The organism is Rhizobium sp. BK098 (assembly GCF_014193155.1).
Lineage (GTDB): Bacteria > Pseudomonadota > Alphaproteobacteria > Rhizobiales > Rhizobiaceae > Rhizobium.
In genome coordinates this window covers 557,512-577,072 of sequence record NZ_JACHYY010000003.1, presented here as the reverse complement: position 1 = coordinate 577,072, position 19,561 = coordinate 557,512, and the positions used below count along the sequence as shown (strand labels likewise).

At 60.8% G+C, this 19,561-nt stretch carries 18 protein-coding genes; 5 read left to right on the top strand and 13 right to left on the bottom strand.

Going from position 1 to position 19,561, the window contains the following annotated elements:
- Positions 1–27: 27 nt before the first annotated feature.
- Complete coding sequence (locus tag FHT73_RS12015; protein ID WP_112337679.1) at positions 28–1,044, bottom strand: ABC transporter substrate-binding protein; 1,017 nt, start codon at positions 1,042–1,044, stop codon at positions 28–30.
- 296 nt (positions 1,045–1,340) lie between these two features.
- Between FHT73_RS12015 and FHT73_RS12010 the strand changes: the two genes are divergently transcribed.
- From FHT73_RS12010 to FHT73_RS12000, 3 genes are all read left to right on the top strand, one after another.
- Positions 1,341–2,579, top strand: coding sequence for a sensor histidine kinase (locus tag FHT73_RS12010; protein ID WP_183711798.1), 1,239 nt, complete (start codon positions 1,341–1,343; stop codon positions 2,577–2,579).
- Positions 2,576–3,307 (top strand): response regulator transcription factor, encoded by a 732-nt coding sequence (locus FHT73_RS12005; protein ID WP_183711796.1) that lies wholly within the window; start codon positions 2,576–2,578, stop codon positions 3,305–3,307. Before FHT73_RS12010 ends, FHT73_RS12005 begins: the two co-directional genes overlap by 4 nt.
- A gap of 100 nt (positions 3,308–3,407) precedes the next feature.
- Positions 3,408–4,937 carry an altronate dehydratase family protein gene (locus FHT73_RS12000; RefSeq protein ID WP_183711794.1) on the top strand — a complete coding sequence of 510 codons (1,530 nt, stop codon included), beginning with the start codon at positions 3,408–3,410 and terminating at the stop codon, positions 4,935–4,937.
- A gap of 12 nt (positions 4,938–4,949) precedes the next feature.
- Here FHT73_RS12000 and FHT73_RS11995 read toward each other — a convergent pair whose 3' ends face one another.
- From FHT73_RS11995 to FHT73_RS11985, 3 genes are all read right to left on the bottom strand, one after another.
- The gene (locus FHT73_RS11995) at positions 4,950–5,945 is read right to left on the bottom strand and encodes a GntR family transcriptional regulator (protein WP_183711792.1); all 996 of its coding nucleotides are present in this window, start codon (positions 5,943–5,945) and stop codon (positions 4,950–4,952) included.
- 335 nt (positions 5,946–6,280) lie between these two features.
- On the bottom strand, positions 6,281–6,922 hold the full coding sequence (locus FHT73_RS11990) for an alpha/beta hydrolase (RefSeq protein WP_246712078.1): 642 nt from the start codon (positions 6,920–6,922) through the stop codon (positions 6,281–6,283).
- Between the two features lie 14 nt (positions 6,923–6,936).
- Positions 6,937–7,893 carry a VOC family protein gene (locus FHT73_RS11985; protein WP_183711788.1) on the bottom strand — a complete coding sequence of 319 codons (957 nt, stop codon included), beginning with the start codon at positions 7,891–7,893 and terminating at the stop codon, positions 6,937–6,939.
- 167 nt (positions 7,894–8,060) lie between these two features.
- On the opposite strand from FHT73_RS11985, the gene FHT73_RS11980 reads away from it, so the two are divergent.
- Positions 8,061–9,050, top strand: a complete 990-nt coding sequence (locus FHT73_RS11980) for a LysR family transcriptional regulator (protein WP_183711786.1) — start codon at positions 8,061–8,063, stop codon at positions 9,048–9,050.
- Between the two features lie 87 nt (positions 9,051–9,137).
- On the opposite strand, the gene FHT73_RS11975 is transcribed toward FHT73_RS11980, so the two are convergent.
- The 9 genes from FHT73_RS11975 to FHT73_RS11935 all read right to left on the bottom strand — a co-directional run bounded on the left by FHT73_RS11975 (position 9,138) and on the right by FHT73_RS11935 (position 18,531).
- Positions 9,138–10,025 carry an intradiol ring-cleavage dioxygenase gene (locus tag FHT73_RS11975; protein WP_112413305.1) on the bottom strand — a complete coding sequence of 296 codons (888 nt, stop codon included), beginning with the start codon at positions 10,023–10,025 and terminating at the stop codon, positions 9,138–9,140.
- A 9-nt stretch (positions 10,026–10,034) separates the two neighbouring features.
- On the bottom strand, positions 10,035–11,789 hold the full coding sequence (locus FHT73_RS11970; protein ID WP_183711785.1) for an FAD-dependent monooxygenase: 1,755 nt from the start codon (positions 11,787–11,789) through the stop codon (positions 10,035–10,037).
- Entirely contained in the window at positions 11,782–12,900 is a 1,119-nt protein-coding gene (locus FHT73_RS11965) for a branched-chain amino acid ABC transporter permease (protein WP_112609083.1), read from the bottom strand. Before FHT73_RS11965 ends, FHT73_RS11970 begins: the two co-directional genes overlap by 8 nt.
- Before the next feature lies 1 nt (position 12,901).
- Positions 12,902–13,765 (bottom strand): branched-chain amino acid ABC transporter permease, encoded by an 864-nt coding sequence (locus FHT73_RS11960; RefSeq protein WP_112337689.1) that lies wholly within the window; start codon positions 13,763–13,765, stop codon positions 12,902–12,904.
- Positions 13,762–14,472, bottom strand: coding sequence for an ABC transporter ATP-binding protein (locus tag FHT73_RS11955; protein WP_183711783.1), 711 nt, complete (start codon positions 14,470–14,472; stop codon positions 13,762–13,764). Before FHT73_RS11955 ends, FHT73_RS11960 begins: the two co-directional genes overlap by 4 nt.
- On the bottom strand, positions 14,472–15,191 hold the full coding sequence (locus FHT73_RS11950) for an ABC transporter ATP-binding protein (protein ID WP_183711781.1): 720 nt from the start codon (positions 15,189–15,191) through the stop codon (positions 14,472–14,474). Before FHT73_RS11950 ends, FHT73_RS11955 begins: the two co-directional genes overlap by 1 nt.
- Before the next feature lie 80 nt (positions 15,192–15,271).
- On the bottom strand, positions 15,272–16,555 hold the full coding sequence (locus tag FHT73_RS11945; RefSeq protein WP_112609079.1) for an ABC transporter substrate-binding protein: 1,284 nt from the start codon (positions 16,553–16,555) through the stop codon (positions 15,272–15,274).
- 36 nt (positions 16,556–16,591) lie between these two features.
- The gene (locus tag FHT73_RS11940; RefSeq protein WP_112609077.1) at positions 16,592–17,653 is read right to left on the bottom strand and encodes a maleylacetate reductase; all 1,062 of its coding nucleotides are present in this window, start codon (positions 17,651–17,653) and stop codon (positions 16,592–16,594) included.
- Positions 17,650–18,531, bottom strand: coding sequence for a dioxygenase (locus tag FHT73_RS11935; RefSeq protein WP_112609075.1), 882 nt, complete (start codon positions 18,529–18,531; stop codon positions 17,650–17,652). The genes FHT73_RS11940 and FHT73_RS11935 overlap by 4 nt, the downstream gene beginning before the upstream one ends.
- 79 nt (positions 18,532–18,610) lie before the next feature.
- Between FHT73_RS11935 and FHT73_RS11930 the strand changes: the two genes are divergently transcribed.
- A complete protein-coding gene (locus tag FHT73_RS11930) occupies positions 18,611–19,561 on the top strand; it encodes a LysR family transcriptional regulator (protein WP_112609073.1) in 951 nt (316 codons plus the stop codon).

Below are 19,561 nucleotides of genomic sequence, written 5' to 3'. Positions count from 1 at the left end.
CCCGTCTTAACGGCTCGCAGATATCGGTTACTTCGCCGCGGCGATCACCTTCTTGGCGTCGTCGAGCGTATATTCGACATTCGCGACACCGCCGGCCTGCGTGTTGGCAAGGTTGGTTTCGAGATTGTCCTGATCGATGCGCAGGAATGGAACGACCAGGTCCTTCTTCACCTCTTTGCCGTCCAGAATCTGCTGGGCGACCCAGAAGGCGAGCGTGGAGACGCCGGGCGCGATCGAGACCGACATGGTCTCGTAGCCGCTGGCATCCTTCTCTTTCTTCCACCAGGCAAGTTCATCCTGGCGGTTGCCCATGACGATCGTCGGCATGGGGCGCTTGGCGGCGGCAAAAGCCTGGGCGGCACCATAGCCGTCACCGCCCTGGGTCACGACCGCGGCAATATCGGGAAGGCTCGGCAGAATGCCGGCGACGGCGCGCTGGGCGACATCCTGAGCCCAGTCGCCATGAACCGAACCGACGATCTTGAACTGCGGATATTTGGCGGCAGCCGCGTGGATACCGGCTGAGATCTCGTCATCGACGGAGACGCCGGCAAGTCCGCGGATTTCGAGCACATTGCCGCCCTTCGGCATCTTCTTGGCGAGATATTCGATCTGGCTGGCACCCATGCCCTTGAAATCGACGGCAATGCGCCAGGCGCAGGGCTCGGTCACGATGCCATCGAAGGAAACAACGACGATCTTGGCATCGCAGGCTTCCTTGATCGCGCCGTTCAGCGCCGTCGGCGAGGCAGCATCGATGACGATCGCATCATAGCCCTGCAGGATCATGTTCTGGATCTGGGCGGCCTGCTCGGTTGCCTGGTTTTCAGCCGTCGTGAACGGATCGGCCGCGGCAACGACACCGGTCTTGACCGCTTCGCCCGTTACCTTCTGCCAGCTCGTCAACATGGCCTGGCGCCAGGAGTTGCCGGCATAATTGTTTGACAAGGCAATTTTCTTGGATGACGTATCTGCAAAGGCAGCACCCGGCGCGGCAACGCAAGCGATGACGGCGGATGCCATAAGCATCTTGGCAATATTCATTTTTTCCTCCCAAAGAGCCTGTACTTCATCTTCCAGGCCAAGATTTCCGAGCGCGCTCCTCAACGAACGATCGAAAATAATATTTGCACTGAAGGTTACCCTGTCAGTAGAAACAGGATGTCCGAGATTGTGACGCTTGTACAGGCGCTTAAAGGGTGGGACCTTGCGGGATCCCGCAGAAAAGATGCGCAAGTCCGCAAGACGGATGGCTCGGATCGGCGCTTAATAGCGTCGAAAATTTGCATGCTGCGCGGCCGGAGGAGCAGAGGCCGGCGCTTTGCCTGGGAGGGCGTGTCTTGCGCGATCTGGCGCCGCAATCGGTCTTTGACCATTATCTCAACATATCGAGGCTTCTTGCAGGTCAGCTCGACTTTCACTCGGTCATCCAGGCCGTCGCCGCCGAAATCAGCCATGTTATCCCGCATGACCATCTGGACGTCTGCATCATCCTGATGGACGAGCAATTTCATACTGCCTACGAGAGCGGACTGGAAACGGATTGGGGTCGACGTTTTCCCGCACCCGTGAGCAACAGCCCCATCCGCACGCTTCTCTGGGGCGAGACCGATTACCTCTTAACCGACGATGCGTGGAGCGATCCCCAATTCCATTTTCAGGGTTCTTTCTCGCACCCGATCTTTCATCAATCGCTGCATAGCCGTCTGCACGTACCCCTTAAAGTTCAGGGTCATATCATCGGCGCCCTGTCCTGCTCCAGTCACCAGACCGGCCTCTACACCATGCGAGATATCGAAAGTGCCCGCGTGATTGCCGATCTCCTCGCACCCCACTTCTTTGCAATTCGCGCCGCCGACCAGGCCAAACGGTCGGCGATCGTGGAGGCCGAGGCTCGGGCCCGCGAAGAGGGTTTGCGTCTCGGTGCCCTGAAGCTGACCGAGGCGCTGGAAGCGGAACGCCAGCGCATTGGCATGGACCTGCACGACCAGATTCTCGCCGATCTGACCCGCCTCTCCCGGCGGCTGGAACGGCTTGCCCGCCAGCCCGATGTCACCGGTGAAGCGCTTGAGCCGCTCTTTCGCGGTTTGCAGCACAGCATGCACGATCTTCGCCAGATCATCGAGGAGGCCAAGCCCTCTGTCCTTCAACTGTTCGGCTTCGCGCAGGCGATCGAGAACCACCTTGAACGGTCGATCCAGGAGAGCGGCGCAACTTTGTCCTGGACACTGAATGACGAGACCGGCGGCGCGATCGACTGTCTTGAACAATCGGTGTCGATTGCCCTGTTCCGCATCGCGCAGGAGGCCATCAACAACGCCATTCGCCATGCCCAGGCTGAGAGCATCGCGGTTCATCTGAAAGCGGCCGAAGGTGCGGTCACCATTGATGTCGTGGATGATGGTGTCGGACTTGGAAATACCCGCAGATTATCGGGCGGCGGCATCGAAAACATGCGCACGCGTGCGCGCCTGATTTCAGCGCGCTTCATGATCAAGGCGGCTGCGGCGTCCGGTGGAACGATTGTCAGTGTCAGCCTGCCTGCCATCGCGCAAACGGCTGGAGGAGCTGCCGCATGAAGGTTCTGATCATCGAGGACGATCCGCTCCATCGCTCCTATCTCAATGAAGCGATCCGCGCTGCACTTCCCGAATGTGATGGCGTGCTGGAGGCGGAAAATGGCAATACGGGCGAACGGTTGGCGCGAGATTTGAGGTCCTCTCACATCGTCATGGATCTGCAGATGAGCCAGCGCAATGGCATCGAGGCGGCCCGCACGATCTGGAAGGAGCGACCGGAGACGCGTATCCTCTTCTGGTCGAACTATTCGGACGAGGCCTATGTTCGCGGCGTTTCGCGCATCGTGCCCGCCGGCGCCGTCTATGGCTATGTCCTGAAATCGGCCTCGGACGACCGCCTGAAGCTGGCGCTTCGCAGCATCTTCATCGAGAGCCAGTGCGTGATCGACCGCGAAGTGCGCGGCATGCAGCAAAAGAGCCTCGGCAACGCCAATGGTTTCACAGAGGCCGAATATGAGATCCTGATCGATATCGCTCTTGGATTGACCGATCGCGCGATCGCCCACAGGCGCAATCTCTCGGTCCGCAGCGTCCAGAACCGATTGCAGCAGCTCTATGTGAAACTCGGCGTCTATCATCCGCTCGGCAGTCAGGATGATGATGGTCGTTTCAATCTGAGAGCGCGCGCGGTGGCCGTCGCCTTCTTAAGAAAACTCCTCAACCATAGCGCGCTCGAACGTGCGGAAGCCGATCTTTCCGCTTGGCTGGCGCGCCAACCCCGCGACTGAAAGCAAGCCCTGCCCGCTACGTCGATCTTGCTTGACGTCTTCCCTCGAATAATTGTCTATTGCTAGCAATAGACATTAATCCAACCATACGGAACTTCCCATGCCCGCCGTTTCGCCTGTCATCCTGCTCAACCCCATTGACGATGTTGCGGTCGCTCGCGTGATGATCCGCGCCGGCAGCCCGACCGGCATCGACGGCTTGATTACCGTAGACCAGATCCCGCGGGGCCACAAGGTGGCCGTTCGCGACATCCGGGCAGGCCAGGAGATCCGCAAATTCGGCCAGCCGATCGGCGTCGCAACACAGTTCATTCCGGCCGGGGGCCACGTCCATCTGCAGAACCTGGCCGTGATCGAATCCGACCATCCCTATCAGTTCAGTGTCGATATCGAAGAGACCGGCATGCTGCCGCGCGAGGACTGTCGGACCTTCATGGGCTTTGACCGCGGCGCCGGCGGCGTCGGAACGCGTAATTTCATCGGCATCATCACGACGGTCAATTGCTCGGCAACCGTCTCGAAATATATCGCCGAACATTTCAATCGCACCGGCGGGCTCGAGGGCTTCGACAATGTCGATGGCGTCGTGGCGCTGACCCATGGCGGCGGCTGTGCCGTCAGCACGCAGTCGGAGGGCTACCGCTATCTGGCCCGTACCCTCCAGGGCTATGCGCGGCATCCGAATTTCGGCGGTATCCTGATGATCGGGCTTGGCTGCGAAACCAATCAGATCGCGCCCATTCTGGAGCATTACAAGCTGGAAGAAGGAAACCGACTGCGCACCATGACGATCCAGGATCTGGGCGGTACCCGCAAGACGATCGCCGCCGCATCCGAAATGATCAAGGACATGCTGCCGGAGGTCAATTCCGCCACCCGCACCGTCCAGCCGCTTTCCGGCATCAAGCTCGCCCTGGAATGCGGCGGCTCCGATGGATATTCGGGCATTTCGGCCAATCCAGCGCTCGGCTATGCCTCCGATCTCCTCGTGCGCAATGGCGGTACATCGGTTCTCGCGGAAACGCCGGAGATCTATGGTGCGGAACACCTGCTGACGCGCAGAGCGGTCACGCCCGCGGTCGCCGAAAAGCTGCTCTCCAGAATCGACTGGTGGCGCGACTATACCCGCCGCAACGGTGCGGAATTGAACAATAACCCCTCCTATGGCAACAAGCTCGGCGGATTGACGACGATCCTCGAGAAGTCGCTCGGCGCGGTCGCCAAGGGCGGCTCCATGCCGCTCAAAGCCGTCTATGAATATTCTGAGATCGTCGACGAACCTGGTTTCGTCTTCATGGACACGCCCGGCTACGATCCTGTCGCCGTCACCGGCCAGGTTGCCGGCGGCTGCAATGTGATCTGCTTCACGACGGGCCGAGGCTCCGTCTCCGGCTTCAAGCCGGCGCCCTGCGTCAAGATCGCCACCAATACAGAAATGTACAACCATATGCGCGAGGATATGGACATCAATTGCGGTGACATCGTCAGCGGCGACGATACGATCGAGGCAGCCGGCGAGCGGATTTTCGAGGAAATCATCGCTGTCGCTTCCGGCAAGAAGACCCTGAGCGAGACCTTCGACTACGGCGACAATGAATTCGTTCCCTGGCAGGTCGGCGCCATCACCTGATGGTGCCGCGCATTAGACGATGAATGGGTATTCGTCCGGCTGGTATTGCTCGCGGATATAGGCGGCGCGTGCCTGTACGCTCGGTTGCGAGTTGCGAATATGATCTCGCATGGCTTTGCGCAGCCCCTCCTCGTCTCGGTTTTGCACCATTTTAAAGACACCGATGTGCTCCGACAGGAAGGGCTCGTATTCCGGCCTCTTGATGCGACTGCCGACGATGTGCTTGCTGAGCGTAAGGATGCAGTGCGTCCGCTTCAGGATGCTCAGGAACTCCTTGTTCGGGCAAGCCTGAAGGCTGCGCAGATGAAGATCGAGCTCCAGCTCGTACATGGTCGAGGCCGAGACATCGGGATAATCCGCAAGCGCCTGCGACAGCCGCGCGAGCATTGTATCGACGTGGTCTCTGGAAAGCCCGCCCAAGGCGCTTGCGAGCGCCACAGGCTCGATCTGTTCGCGCACCTCATAGAGGTCACGGATACGCTGGCTGTCGAGCGGGACGATCGACCAGCGAAAATTCTCGTCCTTTTCGGTGATGCCAAGCGTCTCGAGCCTTAACAGCACGTCACGCGCTACGGCGCGCCCCACGCCGAAATGCCGTGCTAACTCGTTTTCATTGATGCGATAACGGCCGAAAAAGGAGCGATGGACGACGATGCGTTCGACATCCTCGTAAAGCGCCTGCCATGCGAATACCGGCCTATCGCCATCTTCGTCGAACAATTTGCCGAGATAATCGCCGAGCTTGATCCGCTTCGGTGGTGTCCCTGTCTTACCGACAATGAAGCCGCGGCCATTGAGACGTGCGATCAGGCCGCCATCGAACAACATCTGCAATGCCTGACGAACCGGCGCCCGGCTGCTGCCGACCAGATCGGCAAGGGCGGCCTCGGTCAAGACGACACCTTCAGGCACCGCTCCGGCGAGAATCTCTGCCCTCAATCGCTCGTGAAGCTGCTCATAGAGCCTAATCTTTCGCAGGCCGCTGCTTTCGACTTGGGATGGGCTCATCTCGTTCCATATTTCATCAAAGGGCCAGCATCTTCGCTGTCCTCATTACCACATCCAGTTCAAAACCTCCCCCATGTCCTACCGCAAGGCCTTTTCGCAGGAAATCGACGTGAGCCGACAATTCGCACCATAAAAATCGTTGATCACGACAGGCGATCGCCCCCTTCCGCGGCGCAATGGCGGTTCGCGCCACGCCCTGGCGACAGCCCTAGCCGCTAATCGGGCGATTTCAGTTAGGGTTTTGGCAGCCCTTTTTCCGCGCCGCTTTTGGCAAGACAATTGCTGTCGCTGTTCATTTCAAAATTGTCGATGTGTTGCCTAACGCAACTTGCCGACTACAGAACCACGCCGTCACCGCGGACAAGGGTCGAGAGCATAGTTTCAAGCCCCGCAATCTCTTGGGGCGAAACCTCGTGCGCGCGGTCGGGCAGAACGTCGCAACGCAAACTCGCCCGCGCCCGTGCAAGACTTTCAGCAGCGTCGGCAAAAGCATCGACAGGGATCCACGGGTCCTTGTCGGATCCGGTCAGATAAACCGGCATGCGATCAAGGTCCGCAAAGGGTCTGTCGCACTCCGAAGTGCCAACGCGGCAACCAGTAAGATTGACCATGGCACCCCGCCATGGCCCGTATTTCATCGCATATTCCAAGACTAGGCACGCGCCCTGGCTGAAGCCGCCGATCAGCAGAGGCGTGGCGTGACGGCGACGGGTCAATTCGTCGGTAATACCGCGAATATAAGCCAGCGAGGATTCCAGTTCCTCTCGCGTTGCCGGCGTCAACCGTTCCGTAGCTCGCGCGCCATACCAGCTTCTACCGGCAGCGCGCGGCAGTACGAAAGCCACGCCCAACGTCTTAAGCCGACCGATCACCTGCTCGTGCATGTCTTCAGGTGACTGGGTACGCCCATGGATGAAGACGCAGTGGACTTTGGCCTCCTCGGGTGCAGCACCGAGCAGGAGAGGTTCATGATGCATCGCCATCTCCCAGCTTAGAAGTTCGCCGGTTCCAGGCCAGCGATCAGCTCTTCGCGACGATTCTCGAACCACGGCGGAAAGACCAGAGTGGTGCCGATCTGGTCGGCCGGCTCATCAAGCGCCCAGCCGCCCTCGACCGACCAGGCGATCTCGAACAGCGCGCCGCCCGGCGAACGGACGTAGCAGGACTTGAAATAGTTACGGTCCTTCTGGTCGGAAACGTCGGTGAATCCCAGCCCCTCCAGATGCGCCTTCAGCTGCAGCTGGTTCTGCTCGTCGCCGGTGTTGAGCGCCAGATGATGAATAGTGCCGCCGGCAAGCGTCCACGTGCCCTGCGGGCTATTTGCTTCATGCAGGATTTCTACCATGCTGTTGGGACCGTTTGCGTTTGGGACGGAGAACATCAGTCCCTCGTTGCTGTCGGCTTCCTTCGTCATCGACAGGCCGACAGTCAGGAAGTCATCCATGGCGGTACGGTCAAACACGGCAATCGCCGCGCCGTAGATACCCTTGATACCATGCTCGGCCGTAACCCCTTGCGCCTCATTGACGATGGGCGGCCGGTTGTCGGAAGGGCTTTCCACCAGTTCATGGGGAATGCCGCACGGATGTTTGAAGGCGACGCGCGCGATGCCGAAGCGAGATATCTTCGCAGCCTCGATGCCACGGGCATTGAGCCGCTCGACCCAGTAGCCGCATGCACCGGCGGGGATCGCCTGCTGGATAATCTTCGACTGGTTCGTACCACGCCTGCCGAAAACGGCGGGTTTGCGGAACGGAAAGGTGGTGATGATCGTCGAAGCCTCGCCGCTGCGAGACCCGTAATAGAGATGATAGACAGGGATGCTGCCATCGAACAGCACGGTACGCTTGACCGAATAAAGGCCCAACGCTTTGGTGTAAAAATCATAGTCCTCTTGCACACCGTCGGTGCAAAGGGTCAAGTGATGATAGCCGCTGACAAGTGCCATCGTTCTCCTCCTATAAAACAAACGATCGTCCCAGGGGAGCGGCTCCTCCTCCGCATTCCTCCCCATCGGTTCGCAATCAGCTCTCAGCCCCTCGCCAACCACTGCCAATATAGCTGATCTAAAACGGCGGTTGATGAGATTGTTCATAAATACTATAGCATTTTGCTATGAAGATCGTGGAACATCACCTTGTTCAGCTCGCCGCCGTCATCGAGACTGGAGGCGTAACGGAAGCCGCCGCCATGCTCGGCATGACGCAGTCGGCCGTATCGCGAACCATCTCCATCCTGGAGAAGCGGGTGGGTGAACCGCTATTCGTCTCGGGGCGACGGCCAATGCAGCCGACACCGCTCGGCGAACAGCTTGGCCTGCAGGGCAAAGCGATCTTCGCGTCATCGCGCAAGGCGATGGAAATCATCCGCAGTTTCAAGTCGGGTTCGTTCGGCCGCGTGCGGATTGGCGGCGTGCCTTTCTTCATGGATGCGGTTGTCTCGCCCATGATCGCCTCGTTCCAACGCGACGAGCCGGGGATCATGGTGCACCAGTCCTACGGCAACTATTCCGACCTGGTAAGCGAGCTCGAATCCGGTCAAATAGATGTCGCGGTCACACCGACGGGCTCCGCCGATCTTCGGGCCGACCAGCAGTTCGAACCATTGCTGCCTGCCCGAAACGTCCTGGCCTGTGGCGCTGGCCATCCGCTGATGCGCAAGCGCAATCTGGCAATCGAGGACATCCTCAACTACCCTTGGGTCGCTCCCCTGCCCGGCTCGCCGCTGGTACTGGACTTGCACAATATTCTGCTCACGCTCGGCATAGAGGAGGTTTCGATCCGTTATGCCGGAGGCTCTCTGATGAGCGTCTTGAATTATCTGATCGGAACGGACGCTCTGGCAATCCTGCCGCTTTCCGTCGCTTACGCGTTGCGCCGGGAAAACAGGATCAGCGTCATTCCGCTTGATATCCCGCAGCCGGAACGAGCACTGGGGATCATGACGAGAACGAAGCCCTATTCAAATCCGGCCGGACGCAAGCTTGTTGGACATCTGCGGCGCGAATTCTCCGAGCTGCGTCGATCAGTCGAAAAGCACGAGCGCGAAATCCATTGGGCTCACGGGCCTTTCATGGCCGAGCGCGAACGAAAGGGCCCGGACTGAGCCGGGCATGAGCACACAGACGGCTCAAGATATAAGAGAGTCAAACGCAAGTTGTCGCGTCCCGCTCCTTGGCATCGTCCGCAGAGTTTAGCTCTTCTTCGAAGGTGCCAACACGAAATCGTATTCGACCTCCCAGAACCAACCTGGAAACTCAAGCTCGCGTGCCCGCACCGCATCGTCGACCCGCTTGAATTCGGCCAGCAGGCTTTCCTTGACGCCGAAGACGGCGTCTGAGTTGATATAGGGATCGTGAGGATCGAAGATGTGTGTCGTTAGCGTCTCGAACCCGTCGGCCTTGAGGATGAAATGCAGGTGGGCTGGGCGGTACGGATGGCGGCCGAGCCCCGCCAGTAGCTTGCCGACCGTGCCGTCGTCGGGGATCGGATAGAACTTCGGCTTGACCGCTCGGAACCAGTAGCGACCGTCCTCGCCGGTGCGGAACACGCCGCGCAGATTGAAGTCGGGCTGAATGCCCTTCTGCTGGACGTCATAGAATCCTTCGTCATTAGCCTGCCAGACGTCGAGCACGGCATTAGCAACCGGCCGGCCATCGATATCGAGAATGCGGCCATGAATGACCATATCCTCGCCTTTCTGATCGAGGCAGATGTTTGCCCCCATCGGCAATTCGGGCGCGTCCGCGACATGGAACGGTCCGAGCACGGTCGATTCCGACGCACCCGACGGCTTGCGGTTGTTGATCGCATCGACAAGCATCGACACGCCGAGCACGTCTGAAAGCAGGATGAACTCCTGCCGCCACTCGTTGCAGAGATGGCCGGTCTGGGTCAGGTACATGATCGCTTTGAACCATTCATCCTGCGTCGGCTCGATTTCCTTGACCGCCTCATGCAGCTTGCGCGTGATGACCTCGATCACCTGCTTCAGCCGCGGATCACGCGCATTGGCGTTGCGCCCGGTGACGACCTCGACGGAGTTCTCCTCCGTGAAAAATCCCTTTTCATGCGTTTCCATAGCGAAATCTCACAGAGCTAGAACAAAGGATAGCGCGCGACGAAGCTCCGCCACCGGGTCTTCCGCGATGGTTTCGCGACGCCAGCAGACATGTTGGTCGGGTCGCACGAGAATGATGCCGCTGTCGCGGACTTCGCGCAGATTGGCCCAGTCGCCGGTCAGATCCTGCCAATGCTGGCGCGGCCCGATGACATGGGCTTCGATGTCGAGACCAAGTTCACGGCCGAGCTGCTTTGCTGCCTCGACCCAGCTGCGGCCGCCAATGCCGGTGAGCACCGTAAAGCGGCCCTTGCCGCAAAGATCGAGCGTCGAGGCCTTGGTTCCGTTGTCGGCAAAGATCCAGGCATGCGGCAGCCGCGCGCCCGGCCAGGTGGTCGGCTGGTAGTGCAGCTCCGCATCCTTCTCGAAGGCCGGCTCCGGCTGACCGTCGGCGAGAACGGCCTCCGACCGATAACGCTGGTTCATCTCGACGCCGTGAGCATCGAATTCATAGACCTTGGCTGCGATCGCCTGACGGATGGCAGCGCGCTGCGTTTCGGCCGCCGCCGTATCGTCGCAGCGCGCATCCATGTTCTGCTGCATTTTCACGGGGTCGATGGAATCGAGCAGGCCAAGCGCCTTGAAGATCGGTCCGAACTCCTCAATCGACTTATTGGCTCGGGTCACGATCTGCTTGGCGATCGGCGCGCGCTCGCGCTGGTAGCTGTCGAGCAAGGCGGGACCAGCCTTGCCTTTCAACACGTAACTGAGTTTCCACGCGAGATTGAAAGCATCCTGGATCGACGTATTGGAGCCCAGTCCGTTCGACGGCGGATGCCGATGGGTGGCATCCCCCATGCAAAAGACACGGCCGTTCTGCATTGTGGTTGCATAGAGGTTATTGACGGTCCAGGTCGAAACCGACTGAATTTCCACCGCCAGCTCGCGATCGCCGACAAGGTCACGCACCACCTTGGTGGCGAAGGCCGTGTCTACGTCCGGCGCTGGCTGATTGATGTCGTATCCCCAGACGATCAACCATTCATTCCACGGTCGAACCATGCGCACCAGGCCCATGCCAATGCCGCCGACGTCGGCGCCTGGCTGGACGACCCAGTAGAGCACCGAGGGGCGATGGGCGACGTATTTCGAAAGGTCGGCCTTGAAGAGGATGTTCATTGATCCGCCGACGCCCATACGGCCCTCGAAGGTGAGCCCCGCATCTTCAGCCACCTTGGAATTGCCGCCGTCGGCGCCAATCAGGTACTTGGACCGGACCGTGAGCTCCGCGCCGGTGAGCCTGTCGCGGCAGGTCGTCGTTACGCCGTCGGCGTCCTGCTCGTGGCGAATATATTCGGTCGACATGCGCGCCTGCGCGCCGCGCGAGCATGCCGTCTTGAAGAGCAACGGTTCCATGAAGGTCTGGGGCAGGTCGTTCATGTGCGAGGGCGACGACAGCTGGTGCTCGGCCCGGCTCACTGGATGCGTGCCCCAGCTGCGCATCCGGCCGATCTCTTCGCCGGCAAGCGAGGTGCAAAAGACATTCTGCCCCATCAAATCTTGCCCGGTGGCAAAGAGATAGGCCTCGTCCTCGACATCCTTTCCCAGATCGCGCAAAACCTCCATCGTACGTTGGTTGGTGATGTGCGCACGCGGCGTGTTGGCCAACCAACGGTAGCGGTTGATGACCATGGTCTCGACGCCGTAGCTGGCAAGCAGCGCCGCTGAGGCCGAGCCGGCAGGGCCGGTCCCTATGATCAAAACGTCGGTGTTGATGTCAGCCATGCGGCCCTCCCTTGATAGTCTTGGTCAATGGTCCGCCGGCAAGGATGCGGCGAACGGGGAAAAGTTGAAGTCCGGTGCGCTCGGTAAAGAGGCCCCACAGTCCGCGCGGGGCAAATAGCATGACGGCAATGCCGAGAAGGCCGAGAACGAGCAGATACCAAGAGCCATAATCGGCAAAAAGCTTCTGTAGAATGAAGAAGACGATGACGCCGACGATCGGTCCCTCGATCGTACCGATGCCGCCGATGACGACGATGAAGATCACATAAGCGGTCCAGTCGGTGACCGAGAAGGCGGCGTCTGGCGAGATGCGCGCTTTTTGTAGGTAAATGAGCGCGCCGGTCAGGCCCGTGACGAAGGCGGCGGCGAGATAGACGGCAAATTTAATGCGGTTTGGATCGATGCCGACCGATCTTGCCGCCTCGCGATTGTCACGCACGGCGGCAAGCCCCAGTCCCTGCTTGGAACGCAACAGCCGATAGGCAAAGCCAATGGCGGCAAACGCTAAAAAAAGCGCCAGCCAATAGCACACCATATCCGCGGCCTGGGCAGGCCGCACGCTGAACCAATCGGCGGCGAGGCGGGCGCCCGGCAGATCGCGCGTGATGCCGGAAGGCAACGATGTTCCCGTGCCGCCGCCGAGCGCCTTCCATTGCGCCAGAGACAGCCGCAAGACCTCGGCGATCACCCAGGTCCCGATCGCGAAATAGGCACCGTGTAACCGGAAGACGAAAAAGGCCGTGGGCACGGAAAGCATCATGGCGGCAAGCCCGCCGAGCATGATCGCGACAATAGGATTGAGCCCGCTGAGGATGACGGCGGCGGACATAATATAAGCCCCGAAGCCGACGAAGGCCTGCTGGCCAACCGAAACGAGCCCGGCATAGCCGGCAAGCAGGTTCCAACATTGCGCGAGCGTCAGCATCGTCAGGATGAAAAAGAGATTCTGAAGCGCCGCGCGTGGCACGAAAAAGGGAGCGGCAACGCCTGCTGCAATCATCGCAACGGCGAGAAGCACTGCAAACGACGAGGCGCGATCGCGAGTCGATACGGTCCAGCTAGACGGCGGCGCAGGCGAAGCGGAGTCGGGGGAAAGCGTATCGTGCACCATGTCAATCGACCGCCCTTGGAAAAAGCCCGCGCGGGCGGACCAACAGCACGAGAAGAAACGCCACATGCCCCGCGAGGATCTGCCACTCGGGGTTGACGGCTGCGCCGATCGTTTGTGCGACGCCGATGATCACGCCGCCTGCGAGCGTACCCCAGAAGGAGCCGAGCCCACCAATGATGACCGCCTCGAAGGCGTAGATCAGCCGCGCCGGCCCCATCGTCGGGTCGAAATTGGCGCGCGTGCCGAGAAAGAGGGCCGCGATCGTTACCACAACCATCGCGAGGCCCGTCGCGGTCGCGAAGATGCGGTCGGAGCGGATGCCCATCAGACCCGCCGTGGCGCGATCGTCCGAGGTGGCGCGGAAGGCGCGGCCGAGGCTTGTCTTGTAGAAGACGAGGTTGAGGCCGACGATGACGGCAATCGCCGCCAGGAAAGTCAGCAGCGGCATGGTGCCGACACTGATCGGCCCGATCTTGAGAGACGCAGTTTCCAGCGCGCCCACCGAAACGCGGCGGCTATCGGCAGAAAAGCCTTCCAACAGCGCGTTCTGGATAACGACCGAAAGGCCGAAGGTGACAAGCAGGGGCGGCAGTATGTCGTCTCCGATGGTGCGATTGAGCAAGAGGAACTGCAGGCCCCAGCCGACCGCATACATCACCGGAACGGCGACGAGTGCCGCGACGAAGGGATTGAGCCCGAGCGCGCTGACCAGCACCAGAAGCAAGAAGGCGGCCAGGACGATGAGATCGCCATGCGCGAGATTGACCAGCCGCATGATGCCGAAAACGAGGCTCAGGCCGGCAGCGAACAGAGCGTAGAGGCCACCAAGCAGAATTCCCTGTATAATCGTGTCGAGCCAGTTCATCCCGCATGCACTCCGAAATAGGCAGAATGGATGTCGGCGCGGCTAATTGCGTCCGGCGTTCCGGTCAGCGTCACCCGTCCCTCCATCATACAGTAGAGGCGGTCTGCTACCTTGAGCGCCTGGCCGATATCCTGCTCGACGATCACGATGGCGGCACCCTCGGCGCGGATTTTGGGGAAGGCCGCGTAAATATCGCGGATCACTACTGGTGCCAGGCCGAGGCTGATTTCGTCGCAGAGCAACACCCTTGGATTGGACATCAGCGCCCGGCCGATCGCCACCATCTGCTGCTGACCGCCCGATAGCGCCGTGCCGGGATTGTTGCGCCTTTCCCTCAAGACCGGAAAGAGCTCGTATATTGTCTCAAGTGTCCATGTCCCTTTGACGCTGCGCCCATATTTGCCAATCAGCAGATTTTCCTCTACCGTCAGAGACGGGAAGAGCTTGCGACCTTCCGGCACCATGGCGACGCCGAGCGCCATGACCTCGGGGGCTGGCAGCGCGCCGATGGGCCTTCCATCGAAGCTGATCTGGTTGGGCTCATTGGCAAGCATGCCCGAAATCGAGCGCATCAGCGTGGATTTGCCGGCGCCGTTCGCGCCGATGATCGCCAAAGTCTCACCGGCATCAAGCGTGATGTCGACCCCGAAGAGCGCCTGGAAGTCGCCATAGAAAGCCGTTAAGCCCTGTGTTTCAAGAAGTGCCATCAGACGTCAATCCCAAGATAGATCTGGCGGACCGCCTTCGATTCCATGATCTCGGTCGGCCTGCCGAGACCGACCACCTTGCCGAAATTCAGCACGAGAAGACGGCTCACTACGGAGTTGAGGGCATGAAGCACGTGTTCGACCCAGATGATAGCGACACCGGCTGCGTGGATCGTCCGGATTGTCTCCACCAGCTCGCCACACTCGCCCTCCGTGAGGCCGCCGGCGATCTCATCCAGCAGCAGCACCTTGGGCTCGGTCGCCAGCGCCCGCGCAAGTTCGAGGCGTTTGCGTTGAAGTAGGCCTAGACTACCGGCCGCCTGATTGGCGCGTGCGATCAGGCCGGTGTTCACCAGAATATCCGCGCAGCGCTCCGACACCTCCCGCTCGGTCTTTCGCGAACCGTAGGCCGCGGCGACCAGAAGGTTTTCGAAAACGGTCAGCTGCTGGAAGGGCTGCGGGATCTGGAATGTGCGGCCGAACCCCGCCAGGCATCGCGCCATCGGCGGCTGGCGCGTCACGTCTTCGTTGCGATAGATAATCCGCCCCTCATCGACGCGCAGATTGCCGCTGATGAGATTGAACAGGGAAGATTTTCCGGCACCGTTCGGCCCGATGATGCCGAGCGCCTCTCCGCTCTCCAGCGCAAACGACACGTCATCCGCGACCTTTAGGGCGCCGAAGCTCTTCGAAACATTTTCGAGGGCAAGTATGACCATCTTCTTCCTGATTGGTGTCCGTTTCGTCCATTCGCCGAATCGGGCGCATGACCGCCTCCTGGGCAGCCCCCGGCAGCGCATTACGCCGAGGCGATCGGCTCCATCTTGCCGCCCGCAGGAATATTGGGAGCGGTCCTGTTGTCGGTGATGACGAGATCGTAGCCACCGCCGTCCTTCAATCTCCACTGACCGCCAACGAGCGGTGTCTTGGCCACGTTCTTCGCGGCAAAAGGCGGAACATTGGCACCGTCCCAGGCGACCGGACCGACGATCGTGTCCAGCTTGGTCGCCGCGATCGTCTTAATTACAGCCGCGCTGTCCGTCGGGTCCGCCCGCTTCATGACATCCGCAGCCACCTCGAAGAGCGCGTGAACGAAGCCGATCGGCTGCGTCCAGGGCCGGCCTGTGGCTTTGGTAAAGCCTGCGGCGAGTTCCGCGGCGCTTTCTCCCGTCAGCGAGGACTTGAAAGGATGACTGGCCGACCACCAGACCTCGCAGGACAGATTGTGACCGCTTTTGCCCAGAGCCTCGACCGCCTGGGGGAACAGGATGGCCTTGCCGATGGAGGCGATTTTCGGATGGAAGCCCTGTTGTTTTGCCTGGTTCCAGAAGGTGGTGAAGTCCGGCGGGATCATGACGCCAGTGATGACCTCGCAGTTGCCCGACTTGAAGGCATTGATCTGTGCGGAAAAATCATCGGTCATGTTCTGGTAGCGGCCGGGATCGGTGAGGGTGTAACCGCCTTTTTCGAGAACCGGCGGGAAACCGACCACTTTATCGCCCCAGGCATTGCCATCCCCGTCGTTCGGGAAGAGGCCGCCCACCTTCTTGTTGGTTTCCAGCTGTTGCCACATGTTTGTGTAGACAGCGATCACATCCTCCAGGCCCCAGAAGAAGTGGAAGGCGCTGTTGAAGGGCTTCCACGATGACGGGTCACCTGGGTTGGCCTGCTGACCAATGAACCAGGGCTGCCAGGGCGCGGCCGTCGAGATGCAGGGCATCTCTTCCGCCTCGCAGGTGGTGGCGACCGGATTGGTGGTTTCCGGCGTCGATGCGACGAGCACGAGATTGACCTCGTCCTTGACGATCAGCTCCTTGGCGACTTCGGCGGCGCGGTTCGGGTTGGACTGGCTATCCTTGACTATAATTTCATAATCGAGCCCGGCAGCCTTGGTCTTGGCCAGGAAGCCATCGAGGATGAACTTGTCGGCCTCGGCGAAGGCGGCAAGCGGCCCGGTCTGCGGGCTGACATAGCCGAGCTTGATCGCCTTGCCCTTGGCGATCGCGGGCATGGCCAGGCTGGATGTCGCGGCAAGCGCGCTGGTCGCTGCTGCGGTTTTCAGCAGGTTACGTCTCGTAAACATTTTTGGTTTCCTCCTCCCAAAGTAAACACAAGCGTTTTAGAGTGGCGGGCGTTCTCCCGCCCATGCGTCCTGAAGCAGCGTTCGGATCGAGGCCCGCTCGATCGGCCGAGGATTGGCGTAAGGGTTGCGCGTGGCGATTTCGGCGGCGCGGTCGAGATCGCTCTCGGTGAGGCCGAAATCCTTCAGCGCCAGCGGCGAGCCAACGGATTTGGCGAAATCGTAGAGCCCCTGGCCCGGCGTGCCACCGAAAATGTCCCCGATCGGTGCAAGCAGCTCCGGCACCGCCGCAGCATTGAAGCCGATCGTATGCGGCAGCATGATCGCGTGTGTCTCTGCATGCGGCGTGTCGAAACTGCCACCCAGCGTGTGGCAGATCTTGTGATGCAGCGACATGGAAATCTGCCCAAGCACGGTGCCGCAGAGCCAGGCGCCATAGAGTGCCTTTTCCCGCGCCTCGGCATCCCGCGGCGCCTTGACGATCACCGGCAGCGCCTCGGCAAAGGCGCGCATACCCTCGATCGCCATCATGGTGGTGATGGGGTTGCGATCATCGGCATAGAGACCTTCGGCGGCGTGCGCGATGGCATTGAGCCCACTCGTGACGCTCATAGCGACCGGCAGGCCAAGCGTCAGTTCGGGATCGTAGATGACCACCTCCGGCACGATCCTCGGGCTGCGAACCGTCGTCTTGATGCCGCTTTCCGTCTGACCGAGGATCGGCGTTACTTCCGAACCGGCGTAGGTGGTCGGCACGACAAGCTGGTGAATGTCGGTACGGTAGGCCATTGCCTTGCCAAGACCGGTGGTCGAGCCGCCGCCGAGCGACACGACGCAATCGGCCTGAAGTGCGGCCGCGCGCGCCAGGGCCTGCTCGGTGACATCGACCGGAGTGTGCATCGTCGCACCCGCGAACGTGCCCACGGCAAGCGCGCCAAGACGAGCGGCCAGCGCCTCGCCGTCAGCGGCCTGCTGCGGCGTCGTCAGCACTAGCGCGCGGCGGCAGCCCAGCGTCTCGATCCATTGGGCAACGCCGGCGCTCGCTCCGGAAGCAAAGACGACGCGTGTCGAATGCGGCTGATAGGAAAAATCGAGTGTCATGCCGACCTGCGCTCCTCTCGCGCCCGCACCATTACGAAGGTGAAATCGAGCGACCAGCCATTGTCCCTGACCGGCGCTGGCCCATCGAGGCTGCCAACGGGCAGGAAGGTGCCAACCAACTCCTGCTTGACGCCAAACAGTGCGTCCTGCGACAGATGCGGATCGTGCCCGTCATAAACGTGGGTGCTGATCGTCTGGAAGCCGGGCGCGGTGATAGTAAAATGGAGATGCGCGGGGCGGCGCAGCGGATAGCCAATCGCATGCAGCATCCGTCCGACCGGTCCGTCGCAGGGCACGGCATAACCGCCCGGTCGAACCGTCCTATAGGAAAAGCCGCCATCTGCGTCGGTGCTGAAAACGCCACGCAGATTGAACTCCGGCTGGAGATCCGGCTGCTGGTTCTCGTAAAATCCCTGCGCATTCGCCTGCCACGTCTCAACCTTCGCGCCGGCGACGGGATTTCCGTCGAGGTCGGTGACGCGGGCATTGACAGCCAGCGGCTCGCCGATGCCGTCGAGCGATATATCCGCACCCGACATAAGCCGCGGCGCATCGGCGCGGTAGAACGGGCCGCGCACGGTGTTGGGCGTAGCACCCTTCGGTCGGCGGGTGTTGATCTCCTCCACCAGCGCCGTCACACCCAGAAGATCGGAGAGCAGTACCCATTCTTGCCGCTTATGATCACTTGCGTGACCAACTTCGGTCAGAAATTCGATGGCGTGTCGCCAGTCCGCATGGGTCGGCCGTGTTTCCTTGATGGCCTGGTGGATATGTCCGACCAACGCTGTAAGGAAGGCCGGTAGCGGTCCGGCGCACTGCGCCAGTCGCTCTGCCACAAGGGCAGCCGAATCCGCTTCTGTAAAAGACGTGATCCCCATACTTCCTCCTCAACTGCACGTTATCAGTTCGAAACGTAGCAGTTGATGATTTTTCTCCTATTTAATATAGCCGATTGCTATGAAGCTCGATGAACGACACCTGATTCAGCTTGCCGCCGTCGTACAGGCCGGCGGTGTGACGGAGGGCGCGGCCCTGCTCGGGCTCACCCAGCCGGCGGTGTCGCGTACCCTTGCCATGCTGGAAAAGCGGCTCGGAGAACCGCTGTTCGTCAAGGGCCGGCGGCCGTTGCAGCCGACCCCCCTCGGCAGGGCGCTCGCCGACCACGGTCAGGCCATGCTGGTGGCAGCGCGAAAGGCCTCGTCGCTTGTCGACGGCTTCCGACACGGACGGACGGGCGTGGTTCGCGTCGGCGGCACGCCCTTCTTCATGGATGCGCTGATCTCCGGCATGATCGCTGAGTTCCAGAATGCCACACCGGACGTGCGCATCGAGCAGAGCTACGGCTACCTTCCGGATCTGCGGGCGGCGATCGACGCCGATCGAATCGACCTTGCCATTTGCCCGATCGACGTGCTGGATGAGGGCTCCGGCATGCGCTTCCAGGAGTTGCTTCCCGGCCGCAATGTCGTCGCCTGCCGTATAACGCATCCCCTTCTCCTGAGACGCAAGCTCGCGCCTGCGGAACTCCTCGATTATCCCTGGATCGCTCCGCCCTCCGGCAGCCCGCTGTTTGCCGATCTGCACAGTCTCGTCCTCTCGCTCGGCGCCACCGAGGCGAAAATCCGCTATTCCGGCGGCTCGCTGGTGAGCGCAATCAACTATCTGAAGGCGAGCGATGCGCTCACCATCCTGCCGCACAGCGTCGTCTTCGCCTATCGCAACGACAAGTCGATCACGGCGCTGCCGGTCAACATTCCTCATCCCGAGCGCGCGCTCGGTCTCCTGCGGCGCACCGAGGAAATCCGCGTGCCGGCAGTCGAGGCCTTCTGCGCGCATATTCGCAAGAGCTTCGAAGACCTCAGACACCTGATCAAGCGCCACGAACAGACGGTGATCTGGAGCCTCTGA

Bases quoted from the DNA above. Each gene is read 5' to 3' on its own strand.
- FHT73_RS12015 (WP_112337679.1), bottom strand. From the start codon at position 1,044: ATGAATATTGCCAAGATGCTTATGGCATCCGCCGTCATCGCTTGCGTT.
- FHT73_RS12005 (WP_183711796.1), top strand. From the start codon at position 2,576: ATGAAGGTTCTGATCATCGAGGACGATCCGCTCCATCGCTCCTATCTC.
- FHT73_RS12000 (WP_183711794.1), top strand. From the start codon at position 3,408: ATGCCCGCCGTTTCGCCTGTCATCCTGCTCAACCCCATTGACGATGTT.
- FHT73_RS11995 (WP_183711792.1), bottom strand. From the start codon at position 5,945: ATGAGCCCATCCCAAGTCGAAAGCAGCGGCCTGCGAAAGATTAGGCTC.
- FHT73_RS11990 (WP_246712078.1), bottom strand. From the start codon at position 6,922: ATGCATCATGAACCTCTCCTGCTCGGTGCTGCACCCGAGGAGGCCAAA.
- FHT73_RS11985 (WP_183711788.1), bottom strand. From the start codon at position 7,893: ATGGCACTTGTCAGCGGCTATCATCACTTGACCCTTTGCACCGACGGT.
- FHT73_RS11980 (WP_183711786.1), top strand. From the start codon at position 8,061: ATGAAGATCGTGGAACATCACCTTGTTCAGCTCGCCGCCGTCATCGAG.
- FHT73_RS11975 (WP_112413305.1), bottom strand. From the start codon at position 10,025: ATGGAAACGCATGAAAAGGGATTTTTCACGGAGGAGAACTCCGTCGAG.
- FHT73_RS11970 (WP_183711785.1), bottom strand. From the start codon at position 11,789: ATGGCTGACATCAACACCGACGTTTTGATCATAGGGACCGGCCCTGCC.
- FHT73_RS11965 (WP_112609083.1), bottom strand. From the start codon at position 12,900: ATGGTGCACGATACGCTTTCCCCCGACTCCGCTTCGCCTGCGCCGCCG.
- FHT73_RS11960 (WP_112337689.1), bottom strand. From the start codon at position 13,765: ATGAACTGGCTCGACACGATTATACAGGGAATTCTGCTTGGTGGCCTC.
- FHT73_RS11955 (WP_183711783.1), bottom strand. From the start codon at position 14,472: ATGGCACTTCTTGAAACACAGGGCTTAACGGCTTTCTATGGCGACTTC.
- FHT73_RS11950 (WP_183711781.1), bottom strand. From the start codon at position 15,191: ATGGTCATACTTGCCCTCGAAAATGTTTCGAAGAGCTTCGGCGCCCTA.
- FHT73_RS11945 (WP_112609079.1), bottom strand. From the start codon at position 16,555: ATGTTTACGAGACGTAACCTGCTGAAAACCGCAGCAGCGACCAGCGCG.
- FHT73_RS11940 (WP_112609077.1), bottom strand. From the start codon at position 17,653: ATGACACTCGATTTTTCCTATCAGCCGCATTCGACACGCGTCGTCTTT.
- FHT73_RS11935 (WP_112609075.1), bottom strand. From the start codon at position 18,531: ATGGGGATCACGTCTTTTACAGAAGCGGATTCGGCTGCCCTTGTGGCA.
- FHT73_RS11930 (WP_112609073.1), top strand. From the start codon at position 18,611: ATGAAGCTCGATGAACGACACCTGATTCAGCTTGCCGCCGTCGTACAG.